The organism is Cohnella boryungensis (genome assembly GCF_042651945.1).
Lineage (GTDB): Bacteria > Bacillota > Bacilli > Paenibacillales > Paenibacillaceae > Cohnella > Cohnella boryungensis.
The window spans coordinates 38847-54691 of sequence record NZ_JBHSED010000058.1 but is presented as its reverse complement, the minus strand read 5'-3'; the positions used below and the strand labels follow the sequence as shown (position 1 = coordinate 54691).

The following is a 15845-nucleotide window of genomic DNA, read 5'->3' as shown; positions in this document are numbered from 1 at the left end:
GCGCTCTAGTTTCCAAAAACAAAACTAATTCGCTGTACTCAGGGTACTCGGAGCGCCGTAGTTTCCAAAAGCAAAACTAATTCGCTGTACGCAGGGTACTCGGAGCGCCGTAGTTTCCTTAAGTAAAACTAATTCGCTGTACGCAGGGTACTCGGAGCGCCGTAGTTTCCTTAAGTAAAACTAATTCGCTGTACGCAGGGTACTGGGAGCGCCGTAGTTTCCAAAAGCAAAACTAATTCGCTGTACGCAGGGTACTCGGAGCGCCGTAGTTTCCTAAAGTAAAACTAATTCATTGTACGCAGGGTAATGGGAGTGCTCTAGTTTCCAAAAGCAAAACTAATTCGCTGTACGTAGGGTACTGGGAGCGCCGTAGTTTCCTAAAGTAAAACTAATTCGCTGTACGCAGGGTACTCGGAGCGCCGTAGTTTCCTTAAGTAAAACTAATCCGCTGTACGCAGGGTACTCGGAGCGCCGTAGTTTCCTTAAGTAAAACTAATTCGCTGTACGCAGGGTACTGGGCACGCCTTGTATTCCCTGCTATCTCCCCCTTACCTACACGATGTTCCTTTACTAAATCGAAATCGCATCCTTGTGTGGACAAAATATTAAAGCCCCGGTCAGCCTGCTCCGGGGGCTTAATGTTTTCAATTCCGCAATCTGCTAAATCCGGCACGTCCCCAATCCGTCCCCAACTGCTTTATCTGATGTATTTTCAGCTTTTACATGTCCTCGAACAAAAATAAAAGAACCCTTATTTATCTAGGGGTCTCGGCGATATTTCATATGGAGCGGGTGAAGGGAATCGAACCCTCGCCTCAAGCTTGGGAAGCTGGCGTTCTGCCATTGAACTACACCCGCATGAATGCGATCCAAGAGGAACGAATGAGTTCTTGGAAGCTGTTATCAAATTATAAAACGGATCTCCCGACTTGTCCAGAAGGCGAGGCCCTCCATATAGAAAGTGTGGGCTGGAGTGGATTGTTCCCCAGTATAGACGCATGCACTGACCGTATATCCGTCTCGACATAAGCTAACCATGTGATATCAATCTTCACGGCAGGGTGGTGATTGCATGAGTTATCCGGTTGGCGGCGTTGGAACTGGCCATTGTTGCGGCGGCGGCGGTATGAGCGCAGCGGCTTTCGCATTGGTGCTGTTCATCCTGCTTGTCATCATCTTGCGTGCCGGTACTGGCATCTACTAAGCCTTAAACCTCCCTACCCGATTTGACGCTATGCCTGGATCGATCCCCGCGCGGACGCGAGAGCCGCGCGGGGATTTGTTCTACTGCTTCACGCAGGCCGGAACTTCCGTATGTCTCCTACGTAAATATACATAAGAGTGAACAATCGCGTAAGGAGCTGATCGCCATGAGATTTCGCGCCGGCGGAGTTATAATCGTGTGCCCCTGCTGCCAGAACGACACCTTCGACAAGGATTATCGCCAGTTGAATTCCAGAGGCGCAACCTTCTTTGGCCTGGATTGGGCCAACCGGAATGCGGTGCTGCTGACCTGCCGAAGATGCACGCACATTTCCTGGTTTATGTCGGAGCCACAGCAGGATCGGTGAAAGCCCCCTATTACAAAGAAACCTTTTAATTTGGAAACTTGTTCTTGCGAAACCCGGATCGGTATGATAAGATACTTTTTGCGTGTCTCAGTAGCTCAGCTGGATAGAGCAACGCCCTTCTAAGGCGTCGGTCGGGGGTTCGAATCCCTCCTGGGACGCCATGTTACTCCAGAAACGAAACCCGTCGACAGCACTCGGTGCTGCAGGCGGGTTTATTGTTTACAACGACATGCAGGTGATTCCATGACCATAAGAGAAGCTGCAAGCCAACATACTTCCGGCCTTGCCCGCCTGATTCTGCTCGCTATCGGGGATATCGCCTTACAGCTTACCGGCGAGACGAACGAGACCGACGCGCAGCATCGCCTGGAGACGCTGATCGATACCGAGGGCAATCGCTTCAGCCGTTCGTGTATCCTCGTCAAGGAAGACCGGGGCCGGCTTGCCGGGATGATTCTGTGCTATCACGGTCAAGACGCCGAACGTCTATACACGCCAATTGTTCAGCACTTGCGCCGCAAGAGCGGACCCGATGCCGTTGCGATCGACCAGGAGGCGGACTCGGACGAGTATTACATCGACGCCCTTGCCGTCGCCGAGCCTTATCAAGGCCGAGGATACGCCAAGGAGCTGCTCGCGGCTGCGGAGGACAAGGCCCGAGCGCTGGGACATCGCAAGATCGCGCTGAATGTTGAGCATTCGAATGAAAGCGCCCATCGGCTATACTTAAAGCTCGGCTACCAAGCCGATAAAGAGATTACAATCAACCGGAAGCCGTTCAGGCACATGGTCAAAATGCTCGGCTGATCTTTCGCGCTCATGTCCGCAAGCCGAATCCAAGAAGCCTACCGGAACCGTTCCCCAATCGGTGCTTGAACGGCGAAAGCATACGGGTAATAAAACGTAGCCCTATCCCGCAGGAGGTTACGAGATGACGATTCTCAGACGTCTATGGCAATTTATCCGGGCCCTGATCGCCCGCGTCCAGGAGGAGGACGTTCCTTCTCTCGGCGCTCAAATGACCTATTATTTGATTCTGGCCTTTTTCCCCTTCCTGATCTTTCTGGTCAGCCTCGTCGGCTACGCCAATCTGTCCACGGAAAGCGTCATGACCGAGCTGATGCGGGCAATGCCGTCGGGAACGGGGGAATTCGTCCGCGATATCGTGACGGAGGTCACCTCTAAGCGGAACGGAACGCTCCTGTCCGTCGGGATGCTGACAACGGTCTGGGCCGCCTCCACGGGCGTGAATGCGATGATCAAGGCGCTCAACAAAGCGTATCAGGCCAAGGAAACCCGGAAATTCTGGCTCGTTCGCATCTACTCCATTATCGCCACCCTGGCTCTCGGCGGGGTAATCGTCATTATTCTGTTGACGCTCGTATTCGGTCAATGGGTCGGCGAATACTTGTTTCGGACGATGGGGCATCCGGAGGTTTTCCCCCGCGTATGGAGCCTTCTGCAGGTCGCCATTCCGCTCATCGTCTTATTCGGGGTGTTCCTGCTCGTCTACCGGCTTCTGCCGAACCGCAAGCTTTCCTGGAAAGACGTCGTGGCCGGCAGTCTGTTCACTACGATAGGCTGGTTCATCATTTCCTCCCTGTTCTCCCTGTACGTGAGCCAATTCGGCAACTACGAGAAAACCTACGGAAGCCTCGGGGCCATGGTCGTCCTGTTGATCTGGCTGTACTGGAGCTCTATCGCTCTTCTGATCGGCGGAGAGATCAACGCAACCCTGACGCTGCGCAGACAGGAGCAATCCGAAGCCGGATTAAACAAAGGCGACAAGGAATCGCATGGGCTAAAGAAAAATCCATATCCTAAGGGTGTAGAAAAGCAGCTTTAAGGAGGCTTCGGGATGGGCATGTGGCTCATTTACGCGCTGCTGTCCGCCGTAACGGCGGCGCTGGTCGCGATCTTCGGCAAAATCGGGCTCAAGGAGATCGACGCGAACTCGGCCACGGCCATTCGAGCCGTCATCATGGCTCTGTTCCTGCTCGGCGTCGTCGCGGTTCAAGGGAAATTCGCTCAGCTCGGGGAAATTATCGCCCAGCGCAAAGCGATGTCTTTCATCGTTCTGAGCGGTGTAGCCGGAGCATTGTCCTGGCTGTTTTATTTCCTCGCCCTGAAGGGAGGCAAGGTCGCGCAGGTCGGCTCGATCGACAAGCTAAGCGTCGTGATCGCTGTCGTGCTGGCTTTTTTCTTCCTGGGAGAAAAGATCTCTTGGGTGAACGCCGCAGGCGTTGCCATGATTGCCGCAGGAGCGATTCTCGCGGCGTTGAAATAGGCTGCGCCATTCAGCGACTATCCCGCGACGTGCCTTAAAAATGCCGGAAGACCAGCCCCAACCGCTGATCCTCCGGCATTTGTTAACCTCGACTAGATGACGGGTCGCCAAGCCTCTTGAGCTTTACCGATTGTGGGGCTGGGCAGGGCTGTTCTGTGCGGGATGAAAGGTATTGTTCTTAAGCGTTTCTTCGACGAATTCCTCGCCCTTCTTGGCCAATTGATTGCCTTTGTTTTTCTTGAAGCGGTCCGCCATTCTCCTTCTCACCTCCCCCCTTATTCCAACTCCTTGAAGTCAAATCGGCCAGCTTCTCCCCAGGGCTTCGGAGACGCCCGGATATGCAAGAATCTGCGAAGCGAAGGAATCCCTGTCGTCCGTGCCAAGATGATCCGGCGAGGACAAGAGGGTATCCGTCACATCCACGAACGCATCATGCAGCGCATTGTCAAACCAGTCGATCTCCGTGTCCGCATCGTTGGCGACGACCCGCAGCAGCGCGAAGCCACCGCCCTCGCGCATGCGGAAATAAGCCAGCATCTGCGGATCTCGCGGATGATCGGTGAACACCTCCACCTCCGCGAACGCCTGGCCTCGCCGATCCACAATCCGGCGAAATTGGGCTTCTCTCACCTGCGTCATTCCTTTCCCCTCCCTCAAGCCTTCACGACAGTATGTTCATCTTCTCAATATGGCTTCTCGTCTCCGGGGTTCCCAGATCGTGCAGCATCCGATAAATGTCCTTAAAGAGCGTGTCATAGGTTTCGTTCTCCGGAGTATCCGAAATCGTAGGCGAGCCGCTGAAATTAAAGATTTCGTCTTCGTCGGCATCCTGGGTTTCCTGAAAAAGCTCCTCCAGCCTATCTATCTCCGCTTCGGTAGCCTGAATAGCGAATTGAAAAGGAGCCGCCTCACGGTCTGTCAGAATCTGTCCGGGGCCTAATGAGACATAATAGGTTTTTCTTGCTCGCTCGGTCGTTTCTTCGTCGCTCATGCTTCTTTCGTCTCCTTTCCTGATCGAGGGACGCGTTTTCTCCGGTATTTTCTCCAGAAGGACAAACATTTTATGCCTTTTTTCGCATATCCATCTTATGATCGGTTTTCATGGAGGGAGGGAAGCGCATGTGCGGGATTACCGGATGGATTGACTGGAATACGGATTTGACGACCCAGGCTGACATACTTGAGAAGATGACGGAGACGCTGGAGCTGCGGGGACCGGATGCAAGCGGGACCTGGCTATCCCGCAGCTGTGCCTTGGGGCATCGCCGGTTGTCCGTCATGGACCCCGCCAACGGAGCGCAGCCGATGATCCGTCCCGCCAAGGGCTCGGACATACACGATTGCGTGCTCGTATATAACGGGGAGCTATACAACGCTCCTGAGCTTCGCAAGGAGCTGGAAGGCCTTGGCTATCGGTTTCGCACGAATTGCGACACGGAGGTGCTGCTGCACGCTTACGTGGAGTGGGGGCCGGCGAGCGTCGAGAAGCTCAACGGCATATTCGCCTTCGCCGTCTGGAGCACGGCGGAACAATGCTTGTTCATGGCCAGGGACCGTCTGGGCGTCAAGCCGCTGTTCTACCGGCGGGAGGAAGGACGTTTGCTGTTCGGATCGGAGCCGAAGGCGATTCTGGCCCACCCGGACGTTCGTCCCGAGCTGGATGCGGAAGGCTTGGCGGAGCTGTTCGTCATCGGGCCCGCCCGTACGCCCGGGCACGGAGTATGGCGGGATTTTCACGAATTGAAGCCGGGGCATTGCCTGTTCTACGACAAAGAGGGCATGCGCCAGCGCGCATATTGGAAGCTGCAAAGCACCGAACATGGGGAAAATATCGCGCAAACCGCGGAAACGGTAAGGGCGCTGCTCTCGGACACGGTTGCCAGGCAGCTTGTCTCCGATGTGCCCATCTGCACGCTGCTTTCGGGCGGTCTGGATTCGAGCGCCCTGACCGCCCTCGCGGTCGATTATTACAAAAGTGCAAGCCAGGATCGGGTCCACACCTTCTCGGTCGATTACGTCGATAACGACAAGCACTTCAGAGCGCACGACTTTCAACCGAACTCGGACGGCCCGTGGATCAAGCGCATGAACGACTACTTGTCGACCGTTCATCATCCGGTGCAGTTCGACACGCCCGAGCTCGTCGAAGCTCTGGAGGCCGCGGTTCTTGCCAAGGATATGCCGGGTATGGCGGATATCGACGCTTCGTTGTATTTGTTTTGCCGCGAGATTAAGAAGGAAGCGACCGTCGCCCTTTCCGGCGAGGCCGCCGACGAAATTTTCGGAGGTTATCCTTGGTTTCATCGCGAGGACGCGCTGCAGGCCGATACATTCCCGTGGTCGCTCGCAACCGGACTGCGCGCCAGCCTGCTATCCCCGGAGCTCAGGGAAAAGCTGCGTCCGCAGGAATATTTGGCCGACCGCTATGCTGAGGCCGTAGCCGAGGTGCCCTATCTGCCGGGGGAGGACGAGACGCGAAGGCGCATGAGACGCATGTCCTACTTGAACATCACCCGCTTCATGCCCACGTTGCTTGATCGCAAGGACCGCATGAGCATGGCGGTGGGTCTGGAAGTCCGGGTACCGTTCTGCGACCATCGGCTTGTCGACTATGTGTTCAATATTCCCTGGGAAATCAAAACGGCGGGCATGCGAGAGAAGGGAATTCTCCGCAAGGCGCTCGAAGGGCTGCTTCCCGACGATGTGCTCTACCGGAAAAAGAGCCCCTATCCCAAGACGCACAATCCCAACTATCTCTCTGCCGTACGCGGTCTTCTTCTCGACCGGCTGGACGATCCGGCTTGTCCGCTCCATCCGCTCGTCGACGCAGCCCGCATTCGGGAGCTCGCTGCGGCCGGCGACGCCAGCTCTCATCTTCCTTGGTTCGGTCAGCTCATGTCAGGGCCCCAGCTATTCGCCTACTTGCTGCAGATGGACTTCTGGCTTAGCCGCTACAAGGTAAATCTGTTATTGTAACCATCGCCGGATCGTTCCTTGCGCCGCGAGTTTCCCAAATGCAAAAAATAAGGTTGGGCTACCGCACGAGCGGGCCCAACCTTATTTGTTACTGTTCGCCGATTCTGTGAAGAAGCTGCCGCAAGGCCATTCCGCGATGGCTGATCGCGTTCTTCTCGTCCACGCTAAGCTCCGCCATGCTGCGCCCGAGCGACGGAATCCACATCAGCGGGTCGTAGCCGAAGCCGCCCGCTCCCCGAGGCTTGTTCAGAATCTGGCCTTCCACATGGCCTTCCGTAACGAGCTTGCTCTTGTCCGACGGATCGTACAGGACAAGACAGCAGACGAAACGCGCCGCGCTAAGCCCAACGCTGCCCTCTCCCGCCTCGGGCAGCGGCATCGCAGCCCCGCCCAGACGGTTCAGCTCCCGAAGAAGCTTCTCGTTGTTCGCCGCATCATTCGCCGGCTCTCCGGCATACCGGGCGGAATATACGCCCGGCGCGCCGTCCAGCGCATCCACGCACAAGCCCGAATCGTCGGCGAGAACAGGCATGCCGACTCTGTCGGCAACCTCCTTCGCCTTCAAAAAAGCGTTTTCCTCGAAGGTGGTTCCCGTTTCCTCGATGTCCGGAACGCCTTCCACCTCATGCAAATCTTTGACTTCAATGCCCAGCTTCAGGAACGCCTCGCGGAATTCCTGCGTTTTCCCGCGATTTCGAGTCGCGAGCAGCAGCGTGCTTCCTTCGCGAATCATGGCTTCCCCTTCCCGATCCGCTCTCCGGCGGCTCCAAGCGATTCCTTCTGCAGCTCGATCAATTGCCGGATGCCGGCTTCCGCCAGCGACAGCATCTCGTCGAATTCCGCCCGCGTGAAGGGAGATTCCTCGCCCGTCCCCTGAACCTCTACGAAGGCTCCCGCACCCGTCATTACGACGTTCATGTCTACTTTAGCCTTGGAATCCTCATCGTAATTCAAATCCACGACCGCCTGATCCTGAATGATGCCGACGCTCGTAGAGGCCAGGTAATCCGTCAACGGATATTTCTCGAAGCCGACCGTACCGGACAGCTTATGTATGGCCAGAGCCAGCGCAATATAGGCCCCTGTAATCGAGGTCGTCCGCGTTCCTCCGTCCGCTTGCAGCACGTCGCAGTCCAGCGTAATCGTTCTCTCGCCCAGCGCGTGAAGGTTCACGACCGAACGAAGCGCCCGGCCGATCAGCCTTTGAATTTCCATCGTTCTCCCGGTCAGCTTGCCCTTGGCCGCCTCTCTCTGGTTGCGGGTATGGGTGGCCCGCGGAAGCATTGCGTATTCCGCCGTTACCCAGCCCTTGCCCTGTCCCTTCAGGAACGGTGGAACCCGCTCCTCCACGGAGGCGGTGCACAGCACCTTCGTGTTGCCGACTTCGATCAGCACGGAGCCTTCCGCGTATTTATTCGGGTGAAGTGTAACCGCGAAGGGTCGCAGGTCACTTTGTTCTCTGCCATCGGATCTCATTGCTTAACCTCCCAATTACTCCATCTCAGCTATTTTACCAAAGGTTGCACGCAAAAGCATCCGACCCTCGGAAATGTTATCCCCTCCGATCAGACGCATATGAATCCTTAACCTTGGGGCAATATACAAAGGATGGAAAATCAAGGAGGAGACGTCCCGATGCTCAGTCTGATCCAACAACAATTCAAAGACGCTACCGACTTGCTGACCGAGACGTTGGACAACGGCTACTGGAAAATGGAGCTGGCTTACTTCCCGTCCCTGTGCGACGAAAAGATTAAAGACGGCCTGTTCATTCCTTTCTCCTATCGCTTCGATCCCGATGAGTTCCGCCGCATGCTGCGCGCCAATCCGAAATACGAGAAGGCCGAAGACAGCGACAAGTGGGCTAACCTGCTGCTGAAGGGGTTTGTTCTGATCGAGATCGAAGGAGAGTGCTATTCCTTTAAATCCGATCGAACGCTGGTCTCGGAGCCGGGAACAAGCGAGGTCGAATCCTCTCTGCAAGGCCCGCAGTCGGCTTTCTCCGAGGATTTGGACATGAACATGTTTCTCGTTCGAATGCGCTACAACGTACCGACCTTGACTGCGGAGCCCTATGACAAAGGCAGCTACTCCAACACCTCGATCATGGTGCTGTATGACCGCGAGCTTGTCAACGCAGACATCCTCAAGAAGCTTCACCTGAAGCTGGATAAGCTGGAGCTTGATCTGCTGCATGCCTCCAGTCAGCTGGTGAAGGAGCTGACGGACCGCAACCATCGCCTGTTCCCGACGATCATGCAGACGGAACGGCCGGATCGCGTGGCGGTTATGCTTCGCAAGGGCAAGATTGCCATCCTGGTCAACGGCAGCCGCTTCGCCTTGCTGCTTCCCGTAAGGATGTTCGACTTCATGCATGCGATGGACGATGATTACGACTCTTATTGGGTCAACCGCTTTCTGACCGTCATGCGGTATGCTGCAATCGGATTGACCATGGTGCTTCCGGCGTCTTATATCGCTATTGTCTCCTATAACCCGGAAATCTTCCGAGTTCAGCTGGCCTTCACGATAGACGGCAGCCGAGCCGGGGTCCCTTATCCTTCCTTCGTAGAAGTATTCGTCATGCTGTTTATGATCGAAGCGCTGATCGAGGCCAGCGTCCGCCTTCCCCGCATCGTCGGCTCCACGGCCACGACGGTGGGCGGCTTGATTCTCGGCCAAGCCGCCCAGCAGGCCGGATTGGTCAGCAGCATTATGATTATCGTCACCTCGGTGGTGGCCATCTCCAACTTCGTCATCCCGAATCCCGATTTCAGCCAATCGATCCGGCTCATGAAGTATCCGTTCGTCGTGATCGCGATGATGTACGGCCTTAGCGGCGTCGTCGTGCTGTTCTTCGCGCTGATCGTCTATCTGTGCAATCTGCGAAGCTTCGGCGAGCCTTATTTGGCCCTGTTCGGATCGCGCGCGAAAAATTCGGCCGCCAAGGAGAAAGGGTGATCGCATGGCCCGCTACTTCTACTATCATGTCATCTATGTCGGCCTGATCAACGTCATGATTTTCGTGCCGTGGACGCTTATGCAGCATCGCTTCAACGGGGCGGTATCCGGCATGGCTATCGCCATCGTGGCAGGCACGCTGATGGCTTACGTCACGACCGCTATGTTTCAACGTTTTCCCGGAATGGGCTTGCCCGATCTGGTGAGAGCCTTCTTGCCGCGCGCGCTCAGAATCCCCTTTAACCTGCTAGGCTCTGTGGTATGGGTAACGGCCGGCATTCTTGTCGTGTACGCCTATTCGACGACGATCCAGCAATTTTTCAACCCAGATATGAATCCCTATCTGTTCTTGCTGCTGATGACGCTTGCGGGGGTATGGGGGGCCAGCAGATGTACGCGAACGGTGCAGTTCGCCCAAGAAATTCTGCTGCTGATATGCGCCCCGCTGATCATTATGATCTTGTTCAAAGCGGTGTTTAACCCTTGGCTGGACTGGAATGCCATACGAGTAACGGCCGGTTACGTGAACAAGCCTCCCTCTTTCGTTTCGCTGTGCGCGGCGCTTTTCGTGTTCGCGGGCTACAATACCTTGGCCGTCTTTAATCGCCTGATTCCTAAGGGAGTAAAAATCCGCCATCTGTGGATTATCCCTTTGTTTTGTTCCTTTTTCCTGCTCGTCTCCTTTTTTATCCCCATCGGATTTCATGGAACGGTAGGCGTTGGCGAATTTCTGTACATCTGGAGTCTCACCGCCGATTCGATGATTATGGAATACGGCTTTGTCTATCGGGTTCTCTACTTGTTCCTGCTGCTCTACACGGCGCTGTCCTTAATGTTCGCCATGAATACCTGGCATACGGCGATGGAATTCATTAAAGCGTGCCACCCCAAGTACGAGCCTCAGCCGGATCAGTACCCGATCAAAGCGGTCAACTGGTGGATCACGCTGACCTTCGGCGCGATGACGATGGCTTATGCCCTATGGTCCAATGAAGAAAGAAATCAGTGGGTGAATCAGCACTGGCTCATCTTTCGTTCCATCACAGACGTTGTGCTGCTCTGCCTGCTTGTCTGGTTTGTGATTCAGAAGAAGCGCGGGCACCCGGAGCTCGTTCCCCCGAGCAAGGGTGCGACCCATTCTCGTTCGTAGGGAGGTGATGCATATGCGGCGGATCGCTCTGCTGATCGCGCTTGCGATAGCGATGATGGGCTTAGGGAGCGGCTGCGGGTTCAAGGATATCGACAAGCGTTTTTTCGTCGTCGCGATGGGGGTAGACAGCGGCCGGCAGCCGAATACCTACAAGGTTACGCTCCGGCTGGCCGTGCCGTCGTCGAAGATTGAAAGCGGCAAAGCCGTTAGCGAGGTGGAATCGTTCGAAGCGCCAACCGTCGCAGAAGCGGTACGCCATCTGAAGTCGCTGGTCGACAAGGAGCTTGATTTCGGTCATTGCCGCGTCATTCTATTCGGCAAGCGGCTGATGGAACAGAGCATGGACGAGCCGCTTAACTGGTTGTCCCGCCGCCGCGACATCTCCATGGTCGCCTTCATGGCGATGGCGGAGCCCAATGCCCACGAGGTGCTTCAGCTCAGCCCCTTGTCGGAGCGCTATCCCGGCAACGCCTTGCTGCTGTCGTTCGGCAGCGAGGGCACAGAATCCTCCTATACGCTGACCGAGTATCTGTTCGACTTCATGCGACGTCGTACGGAAACCGGTATGGACGGTTATCTGCCGATCATCCGGCGGGACCTCGACGGCAATTCGTACCACGTCGACAAGGTCGCGTTCATGGACAAGCGCAAGCTGCGTCTTAGTCTCACCCCGGAAGAAACGCAGCTGTTCAACATATCGGCCAAGCGCTTCGACAAATCGTTCATCGCCATTCCGTACCAGGGAACGCGAATCGTGCTGGCGCTGACTCAGGTCAAGGTCCTGATCCAAGTAAGCGAAGCCGATAATCCTCAGGTAACGCTGCGCATCCGCGCGTCAGGCTTCCTGGAAGAAGGCCCGCCGAATCTGCTCAAAGGAAACGCTTCCATGATCGAGAGTCATCTGCAGAAGGAATTTGGCGGACAACTGGAAGACTTGCTGTACAAGATCCGCAACAACGGCGTCGATCCGTACGGCTTCGGGATTCGTTATCTGGCTCAGCATTTCGGCCAGGCGAAGGAATGGGAGAAATGGAAGAAAGCTTACCCGCAGGCAAGCTTTCGAGTCGTTACCCGCATCGTGATCAACAAAGCCGGCTTGGTCAAATGATCGCTTCGTCTCAATATTGCGGCGTCGGATTCACATAGAGCGGCCGAGACACCGGACGGCTGTAGGAGCGCTGCTCCGAATCGAGGAACGAGTCGTCTCCGTTCATCACGACGCTCACCTGCGGCGCGCCCGTGGCTTCGGTTAAAGTCAGCACGAGAGACTCCATCATCATCGCCGGAACCGGCGATTGCGAAATCAGCGAATCGTCCTGCAAGGAAACGTTGACGGTATCCGCCAGACGGCTCAGCTTCTCGATGGCCACGCCGGGGGCCAATGTAGCATGGAGAGCCTGCGTATCCCTCGGGCCGAGGATAAGCTGCTCCAGCGCCGCTTTGGCGGAATCGGCCTGCCGCTTGATCAGACGGGTAACCGGAACGAAATAGCCTTCGCCCTCCGCCGATTGGGAGGAGAAGTACAAGGTGACGCCCATCGCGTGAGAAGGCTCCACATTTTTGGCCTTCTCCAGATTAATGCCCATGCCACGGGTCAGGACAATGTCCACGGGAAGACCCGAGGAAGGAAGCGATCTGATCGGCTTCCCGCCGACGGAAAGCTTGACCTTGTCGATGCCGGGCAGCTCCGTCAGCGTCCAGACCAGCGCCTCGATGACTTTGCGCTCCCGCGAGGCCGCAATGCCCGGAAACGGAGCCTTGAAGTCAACGGAAATCGTGCGCTCCGGCGTATTCTCGGTAACCGTACTAACCTTCGTCCCCTCCGGAAGCACTGCCGTGAATCCGGGCGGAAGCTGCGAGGCCAATTGCTTGTTGACGGTCATCCAGGCAATCGCGCGCTCCGCAATCGCCGAAGACTGCGACGCTGTCGGCTCTTCTCTTAAAGACATCGGGGCCAAATAGCCGTTGCGGTCGAGAAGGTAGACGGTAATTCGATCGTTGCCGGCCGCCCATGCTGCCTCTTCTACGTTGCTCAGCATGGCCTGTTCAATATCCGATGGCGGCGGATCGATGCCAGCGGCGTTCCCGCCCGTCTTTCCTAGCCCCAGATTACAGGCCGACAGCAGCGGCAGCAAAAGCAGCAGCGCCGACCACCTTGCAAGCTTGCCTGTCTTACGCGATTTCGTCGTCATACATTAAACCTCCCTCAGAATGATGGCCGTCCCCTAGGCTGCCGTTCCGCCGACACTCTATTTGTAGTACTATGTATACGAGTCCCTTGGACAAAGTATGAATGTTTGTCCCGTTACAGTTCACGACGGAGGCCGGAAGGCTTCGGAAAGAGGTGTTGTTCATGTCCCAACCCAATGTATATCGGCTTAACAGCAAGGAAGTCGCCGCAGCGACAGAGGAATGGCTGGCTAAGCGCGGCGTGACCAAGGAACAGATCGGCCAGCTCGTCATGCTGCTGCAGAAGGATTATTTTCCGGAGCTTACGCTTGCCGAATGCGTGATCAACGTAGATGCCGTCCTGTCCAAGCGCGAGGTGCAGAACGCGGTGCTGACCGGCATTCAGCTTGACATTTTGGCGGAAGAGGGCAAGCTGCTGCCCCCGCTTCAAGATATGATCGCTTACGACGAAGGATTGTACGGCTGCGACGAAATATTAGCCTTGAGCATCGTGAATGTATACGGGAGCATCGGGCTGACAAATTTCGGCTACGTCGACAAGCTAAAGCCCGGCGTCCTGAAAAAATTGAACGACAAGAACAGCGGAGAGACCCACACCTTCCTCGACGACATCGTCGGCGCGATCGCTGCGGCCGCTTCCAGCCGGATCGCTCACCGCAAGCAAGCGGAACGTGAAGCGATTGCAGAGGCGCTGCAGAGCGATCAAGAGAAAACCTAAGGGCTCCAGCAGGCGGGTAATCCGCACGTTTCTGCCCAAGCCAAATAGAGTCTGCCGGCAAAGGAAGCTCCTCCCTTGCCGGCAGACTCTTGTCATGATGTTCGGCGATAACCGGCTGCCGCCGACGTTATCCCTTCTGAATCGCGAACGAAATCTGCCCGTCGGCTTCCCCGTTCCGGGCGATCCTGCCCTCATCTTCCAACCGCACGAGGTGAGCGATCGTCTCCGCAAGGGCGAAGCGAAGATTGTGCATATTGCCCCGCAGCCTCGCCCCGAACAGCAGCTCGCACAGCTCGAAGGCCGTCAGTCCGCTATCGCCCAGCAGCTCCTCCATCCGCCGCAAGCGGCGCTCATGGTGCTCAAGCAGCTCTCCCACGCGTTGGCTGAAGGCCTCGAACGGGTTGCGATGCCCCGGATACGCCATGCTTACCTCCAGTGCCCGCAATGCTCGCAGGCTCTCCAGGAAGGACTGCAGCGGATCGGGATCTCCGCCGGGCATCCACCCGATATTCGGGGAGATGTCCGGAAGCACGGCATCGCCGCACAGGAGCTTGCCGCCGCTTCGGTCGTAGAAGAGCAAGTGCCCCGGCGCGTGGCCTTCTGCCCCGTATACGTCCCACTCGATTCCGCCCATTGTAAACCTGTCTCCGGGAGAGATCAGCCGCACATCGGACGGCTGGGGGGACACCCGCTCCGGGAAGCCGCGCATATGAGCGTTCATCCCTTCCTCCAATTCCTTGGGCAGCCCATGCCTGCAAAAGGCTTCGGTCAGCTCGCGGGAGAACGATTCCCCTTCGCCCCACAGCCTTCCTGCGCTGGCGAAGGCCACCGGGGACATCCATACGGTCGCTCCCGTACGCTGCTGGAACCAGCCTGCCATCCCGTAATGGTCGGGATGATGATGCGTCACCACGATGCTGTGGATAGCGCTCATCGGAATCGATCTGGCTGCCAGAGCCTCGCTCCAGAAAGCCTCCGTCTCTTCCGTTCGGAGGCCGGGATCGATCAGCGTCCAGCCGGATTCGTCCGGAAGCAAATAGGCGTTGACCCATTTTAGGGAATAGGGCAAGGGGGCTTTGGCTTGCAGCCAGCCTCCGTCCAATTCGCGGACGGCTTGCGCTTGCTCGCTCATACGTCTCTCCTTCCCAGCAGGATAAGCCGCTTTGAAGTCATCGTCTCATAGGCATTGCCCTCGTAGTCCCCGTACACCAGATCAAGCGACAGAGCGGCCTCCTGCAGCATTCCCTCGAATTGGGCCAGCTCGATCAGACGCACGCGTTCCTCGTAATGGCGCCTTGCGCTGCCGATCTCATCGGCAGGCGAAGAGACGGTAATCCGCTTGACGACAAAGTCCCCCTCGATAGTCCGGGCCTCCCTGATCCGATAGCCTGTCGGCTCGTCCACCCTTTCCGAAACGGGAATCAGATGCTGCCTGAGGTAGGCCGGATTAAGAAAATCGATCAGAAAACGCCCTCCCGGCTTAAGCACTCTCTTCATCTCGCCGAGCACTCGCACATTATCCCCGACGTCGGAAAAGTAACCGAAGGAGGTAAACCAATTCACCGCCGCGTCGAACGCGGCCGTCTCCAGCGGCAGGCTGCGCATATCTCCCTGAACCCACGATACCGTCTTCCCCGGATCGTGCTCCCGGGCTTCGCTAAGCAGCACCTCCGACAAGTCCAATCCCGTAACCTTGTAGCCCAAATCCCTCAAGGCCAGCGCATGCCGCCCCATCCCGCAGCCGATGTCCAGCACCGAGGAGCGCGCCTTGAGCTTCATCCAATCCATCATCGCGCCGATCTCGCGCGCGGCGCTCTCCCGATTCCTATGTCGATAAACAAGCTTATAATCCTCGCCAAAGCTTTCCCGATACCATGCACACATACGTCCTTATCCCTTCTGCGCCTCTTGTTCCAATAATCTTAGTTCCCATCATAACTCATTTTTGCGCCAGTCCCAATCCCTCTAGGGCAATCACCGATGAATAGATGT

18 protein-coding genes and 2 tRNA genes are annotated in these 15845 nt (G+C 56.5%); 11 read left to right on the top strand and 9 right to left on the bottom strand.

The window, feature by feature from the left end; genetic code table 11:
* Nucleotides 1–784 precede the first annotated feature (784 nt).
* Nucleotides 785–858, bottom strand: a tRNA-Gly gene (locus ACFO1S_RS21975).
* A 214-nt stretch (nucleotides 859–1072) separates the two neighbouring features.
* On the opposite strand from ACFO1S_RS21975, the gene ACFO1S_RS21970 reads away from it, so the two are divergent.
* From ACFO1S_RS21970 to ACFO1S_RS21945, 6 genes are all read left to right on the top strand, one after another.
* Complete coding sequence (locus ACFO1S_RS21970; protein ID WP_204601801.1) at nucleotides 1073–1204, top strand: sporulation protein YjcZ; 132 nt, start codon at nucleotides 1073–1075, stop codon at nucleotides 1202–1204.
* A 166-nt stretch (nucleotides 1205–1370) separates the two neighbouring features.
* On the top strand, nucleotides 1371–1571 hold the full coding sequence (locus ACFO1S_RS21965; RefSeq protein WP_204601802.1) for a hypothetical protein: 201 nt from the start codon (nucleotides 1371–1373) through the stop codon (nucleotides 1569–1571).
* 84 nt (nucleotides 1572–1655) lie between these two features.
* Nucleotides 1656–1732 (top strand) — tRNA-Arg (locus tag ACFO1S_RS21960).
* 82 nt (nucleotides 1733–1814) lie between these two features.
* Nucleotides 1815–2378: a GNAT family N-acetyltransferase gene (locus ACFO1S_RS21955; protein WP_204601803.1), complete on the top strand. Its 564-nt coding sequence runs from the start codon at nucleotides 1815–1817 to the stop codon at nucleotides 2376–2378.
* Between the two features lie 124 nt (nucleotides 2379–2502).
* The gene (locus ACFO1S_RS21950) at nucleotides 2503–3417 is read left to right on the top strand and encodes a YihY/virulence factor BrkB family protein (protein ID WP_204601804.1); all 915 of its coding nucleotides are present in this window, start codon (nucleotides 2503–2505) and stop codon (nucleotides 3415–3417) included.
* Between the two features lie 12 nt (nucleotides 3418–3429).
* The gene (locus ACFO1S_RS21945) at nucleotides 3430–3858 is read left to right on the top strand and encodes an EamA family transporter (protein ID WP_204601805.1); all 429 of its coding nucleotides are present in this window, start codon (nucleotides 3430–3432) and stop codon (nucleotides 3856–3858) included.
* A gap of 123 nt (nucleotides 3859–3981) precedes the next feature.
* On the opposite strand, the gene ACFO1S_RS21940 is transcribed toward ACFO1S_RS21945, so the two are convergent.
* The 3 genes from ACFO1S_RS21940 to ACFO1S_RS21930 are packed head-to-tail and all read right to left on the bottom strand — an operon-like array spanning nucleotide 3982 to nucleotide 4849.
* Complete coding sequence (locus ACFO1S_RS21940) at nucleotides 3982–4113, bottom strand: hypothetical protein (protein ID WP_378127583.1); 132 nt, start codon at nucleotides 4111–4113, stop codon at nucleotides 3982–3984.
* Between the two features lie 39 nt (nucleotides 4114–4152).
* Nucleotides 4153–4497 carry a hypothetical protein gene (locus ACFO1S_RS21935; RefSeq protein WP_204601806.1) on the bottom strand — a complete coding sequence of 115 codons (345 nt, stop codon included), beginning with the start codon at nucleotides 4495–4497 and terminating at the stop codon, nucleotides 4153–4155.
* A gap of 22 nt (nucleotides 4498–4519) precedes the next feature.
* Nucleotides 4520–4849, bottom strand: coding sequence for a hypothetical protein (locus ACFO1S_RS21930; protein ID WP_204601807.1), 330 nt, complete (start codon nucleotides 4847–4849; stop codon nucleotides 4520–4522).
* A 128-nt stretch (nucleotides 4850–4977) separates the two neighbouring features.
* Here ACFO1S_RS21930 and asnB point away from each other — a divergent pair, with 128 nt between their 5' ends.
* Complete coding sequence (gene asnB, locus ACFO1S_RS21925) at nucleotides 4978–6834, top strand: asparagine synthase (glutamine-hydrolyzing) (protein WP_204601808.1); 1857 nt, start codon at nucleotides 4978–4980, stop codon at nucleotides 6832–6834.
* Between the two features lie 88 nt (nucleotides 6835–6922).
* On the opposite strand, the gene ACFO1S_RS21920 is transcribed toward asnB, so the two are convergent.
* Nucleotides 6923–7567 (bottom strand): XTP/dITP diphosphatase, encoded by a 645-nt coding sequence (locus tag ACFO1S_RS21920; protein ID WP_204601809.1) that lies wholly within the window; start codon nucleotides 7565–7567, stop codon nucleotides 6923–6925.
* Nucleotides 7564–8310, bottom strand: a complete 747-nt coding sequence (rph, locus tag ACFO1S_RS21915; protein ID WP_204601810.1) for a ribonuclease PH — start codon at nucleotides 8308–8310, stop codon at nucleotides 7564–7566. The genes ACFO1S_RS21920 and rph overlap by 4 nt, the downstream gene beginning before the upstream one ends.
* Before the next feature lie 159 nt (nucleotides 8311–8469).
* Between rph and ACFO1S_RS21910 the strand changes: the two genes are divergently transcribed.
* Genes ACFO1S_RS21910 through ACFO1S_RS21900 form a run of 3 tightly spaced genes read left to right on the top strand, consistent with a single transcriptional unit; the run spans nucleotide 8470 to nucleotide 12053 of the window.
* Nucleotides 8470–9795, top strand: coding sequence for a spore germination protein (locus ACFO1S_RS21910; protein WP_204601811.1), 1326 nt, complete (start codon nucleotides 8470–8472; stop codon nucleotides 9793–9795).
* A gap of 4 nt (nucleotides 9796–9799) precedes the next feature.
* Entirely contained in the window at nucleotides 9800–10945 is a 1146-nt protein-coding gene (locus ACFO1S_RS21905) for a hypothetical protein (RefSeq protein WP_204601812.1), read from the top strand.
* Nucleotides 10946–10958: 13 nt separating this feature from the next.
* Entirely contained in the window at nucleotides 10959–12053 is a 1095-nt protein-coding gene (locus ACFO1S_RS21900; RefSeq protein ID WP_204601813.1) for a Ger(x)C family spore germination protein, read from the top strand.
* 10 nt (nucleotides 12054–12063) lie between these two features.
* On the opposite strand, the gene ACFO1S_RS21895 is transcribed toward ACFO1S_RS21900, so the two are convergent.
* A complete protein-coding gene (locus tag ACFO1S_RS21895; protein ID WP_204601814.1) occupies nucleotides 12064–13137 on the bottom strand; it encodes a GerMN domain-containing protein in 1074 nt (357 codons plus the stop codon).
* A 161-nt stretch (nucleotides 13138–13298) separates the two neighbouring features.
* Between ACFO1S_RS21895 and ACFO1S_RS21890 the strand changes: the two genes are divergently transcribed.
* Nucleotides 13299–13853: a phosphatidylglycerophosphatase A family protein gene (locus ACFO1S_RS21890; protein ID WP_204601815.1), complete on the top strand. Its 555-nt coding sequence runs from the start codon at nucleotides 13299–13301 to the stop codon at nucleotides 13851–13853.
* Nucleotides 13854–13980: 127 nt separating this feature from the next.
* Here ACFO1S_RS21890 and ACFO1S_RS21885 read toward each other — a convergent pair whose 3' ends face one another.
* Together ACFO1S_RS21885 and ACFO1S_RS21880 are read right to left on the bottom strand one after the other, a co-directional pair.
* Nucleotides 13981–14985: an MBL fold metallo-hydrolase gene (locus ACFO1S_RS21885; RefSeq protein WP_204601816.1), complete on the bottom strand. Its 1005-nt coding sequence runs from the start codon at nucleotides 14983–14985 to the stop codon at nucleotides 13981–13983.
* Nucleotides 14982–15737 (bottom strand): class I SAM-dependent methyltransferase, encoded by a 756-nt coding sequence (locus tag ACFO1S_RS21880; RefSeq protein WP_204601817.1) that lies wholly within the window; start codon nucleotides 15735–15737, stop codon nucleotides 14982–14984. The genes ACFO1S_RS21885 and ACFO1S_RS21880 overlap by 4 nt, the downstream gene beginning before the upstream one ends.
* Nucleotides 15738–15845 lie beyond the last annotated feature (108 nt).

What these genes read in the sequence shown, in the direction of transcription:
- ACFO1S_RS21900 (WP_204601813.1), top strand. Translation starts at nt 10,959, where the DNA reads ATGCGGCGGATCGCTCTGCTGATCGCGCTTGCGATAGCGATGATGGGC.
- ACFO1S_RS21945 (WP_204601805.1), top strand. Translation starts at nt 3,430, where the DNA reads ATGGGCATGTGGCTCATTTACGCGCTGCTGTCCGCCGTAACGGCGGCG.
- rph (WP_204601810.1), bottom strand. Translation starts at nt 8,310, where the DNA reads ATGAGATCCGATGGCAGAGAACAAAGTGACCTGCGACCCTTCGCGGTT.
- ACFO1S_RS21955 (WP_204601803.1), top strand. Translation starts at nt 1,815, where the DNA reads ATGACCATAAGAGAAGCTGCAAGCCAACATACTTCCGGCCTTGCCCGC.
- ACFO1S_RS21885 (WP_204601816.1), bottom strand. Translation starts at nt 14,985, where the DNA reads ATGAGCGAGCAAGCGCAAGCCGTCCGCGAATTGGACGGAGGCTGGCTG.
- ACFO1S_RS21970 (WP_204601801.1), top strand. Translation starts at nt 1,073, where the DNA reads ATGAGTTATCCGGTTGGCGGCGTTGGAACTGGCCATTGTTGCGGCGGC.
- ACFO1S_RS21880 (WP_204601817.1), bottom strand. Translation starts at nt 15,737, where the DNA reads ATGTGTGCATGGTATCGGGAAAGCTTTGGCGAGGATTATAAGCTTGTT.
- asnB (WP_204601808.1), top strand. Translation starts at nt 4,978, where the DNA reads ATGTGCGGGATTACCGGATGGATTGACTGGAATACGGATTTGACGACC.
- ACFO1S_RS21920 (WP_204601809.1), bottom strand. Translation starts at nt 7,567, where the DNA reads ATGATTCGCGAAGGAAGCACGCTGCTGCTCGCGACTCGAAATCGCGGG.
- ACFO1S_RS21940 (WP_378127583.1), bottom strand. Translation starts at nt 4,113, where the DNA reads ATGGCGGACCGCTTCAAGAAAAACAAAGGCAATCAATTGGCCAAGAAG.
- ACFO1S_RS21965 (WP_204601802.1), top strand. Translation starts at nt 1,371, where the DNA reads ATGAGATTTCGCGCCGGCGGAGTTATAATCGTGTGCCCCTGCTGCCAG.
- ACFO1S_RS21950 (WP_204601804.1), top strand. Translation starts at nt 2,503, where the DNA reads ATGACGATTCTCAGACGTCTATGGCAATTTATCCGGGCCCTGATCGCC.
- ACFO1S_RS21910 (WP_204601811.1), top strand. Translation starts at nt 8,470, where the DNA reads ATGCTCAGTCTGATCCAACAACAATTCAAAGACGCTACCGACTTGCTG.
- ACFO1S_RS21890 (WP_204601815.1), top strand. Translation starts at nt 13,299, where the DNA reads ATGTCCCAACCCAATGTATATCGGCTTAACAGCAAGGAAGTCGCCGCA.
- ACFO1S_RS21905 (WP_204601812.1), top strand. Translation starts at nt 9,800, where the DNA reads ATGGCCCGCTACTTCTACTATCATGTCATCTATGTCGGCCTGATCAAC.
- ACFO1S_RS21895 (WP_204601814.1), bottom strand. Translation starts at nt 13,137, where the DNA reads ATGACGACGAAATCGCGTAAGACAGGCAAGCTTGCAAGGTGGTCGGCG.
- ACFO1S_RS21935 (WP_204601806.1), bottom strand. Translation starts at nt 4,497, where the DNA reads ATGACGCAGGTGAGAGAAGCCCAATTTCGCCGGATTGTGGATCGGCGA.
- ACFO1S_RS21930 (WP_204601807.1), bottom strand. Translation starts at nt 4,849, where the DNA reads ATGAGCGACGAAGAAACGACCGAGCGAGCAAGAAAAACCTATTATGTC.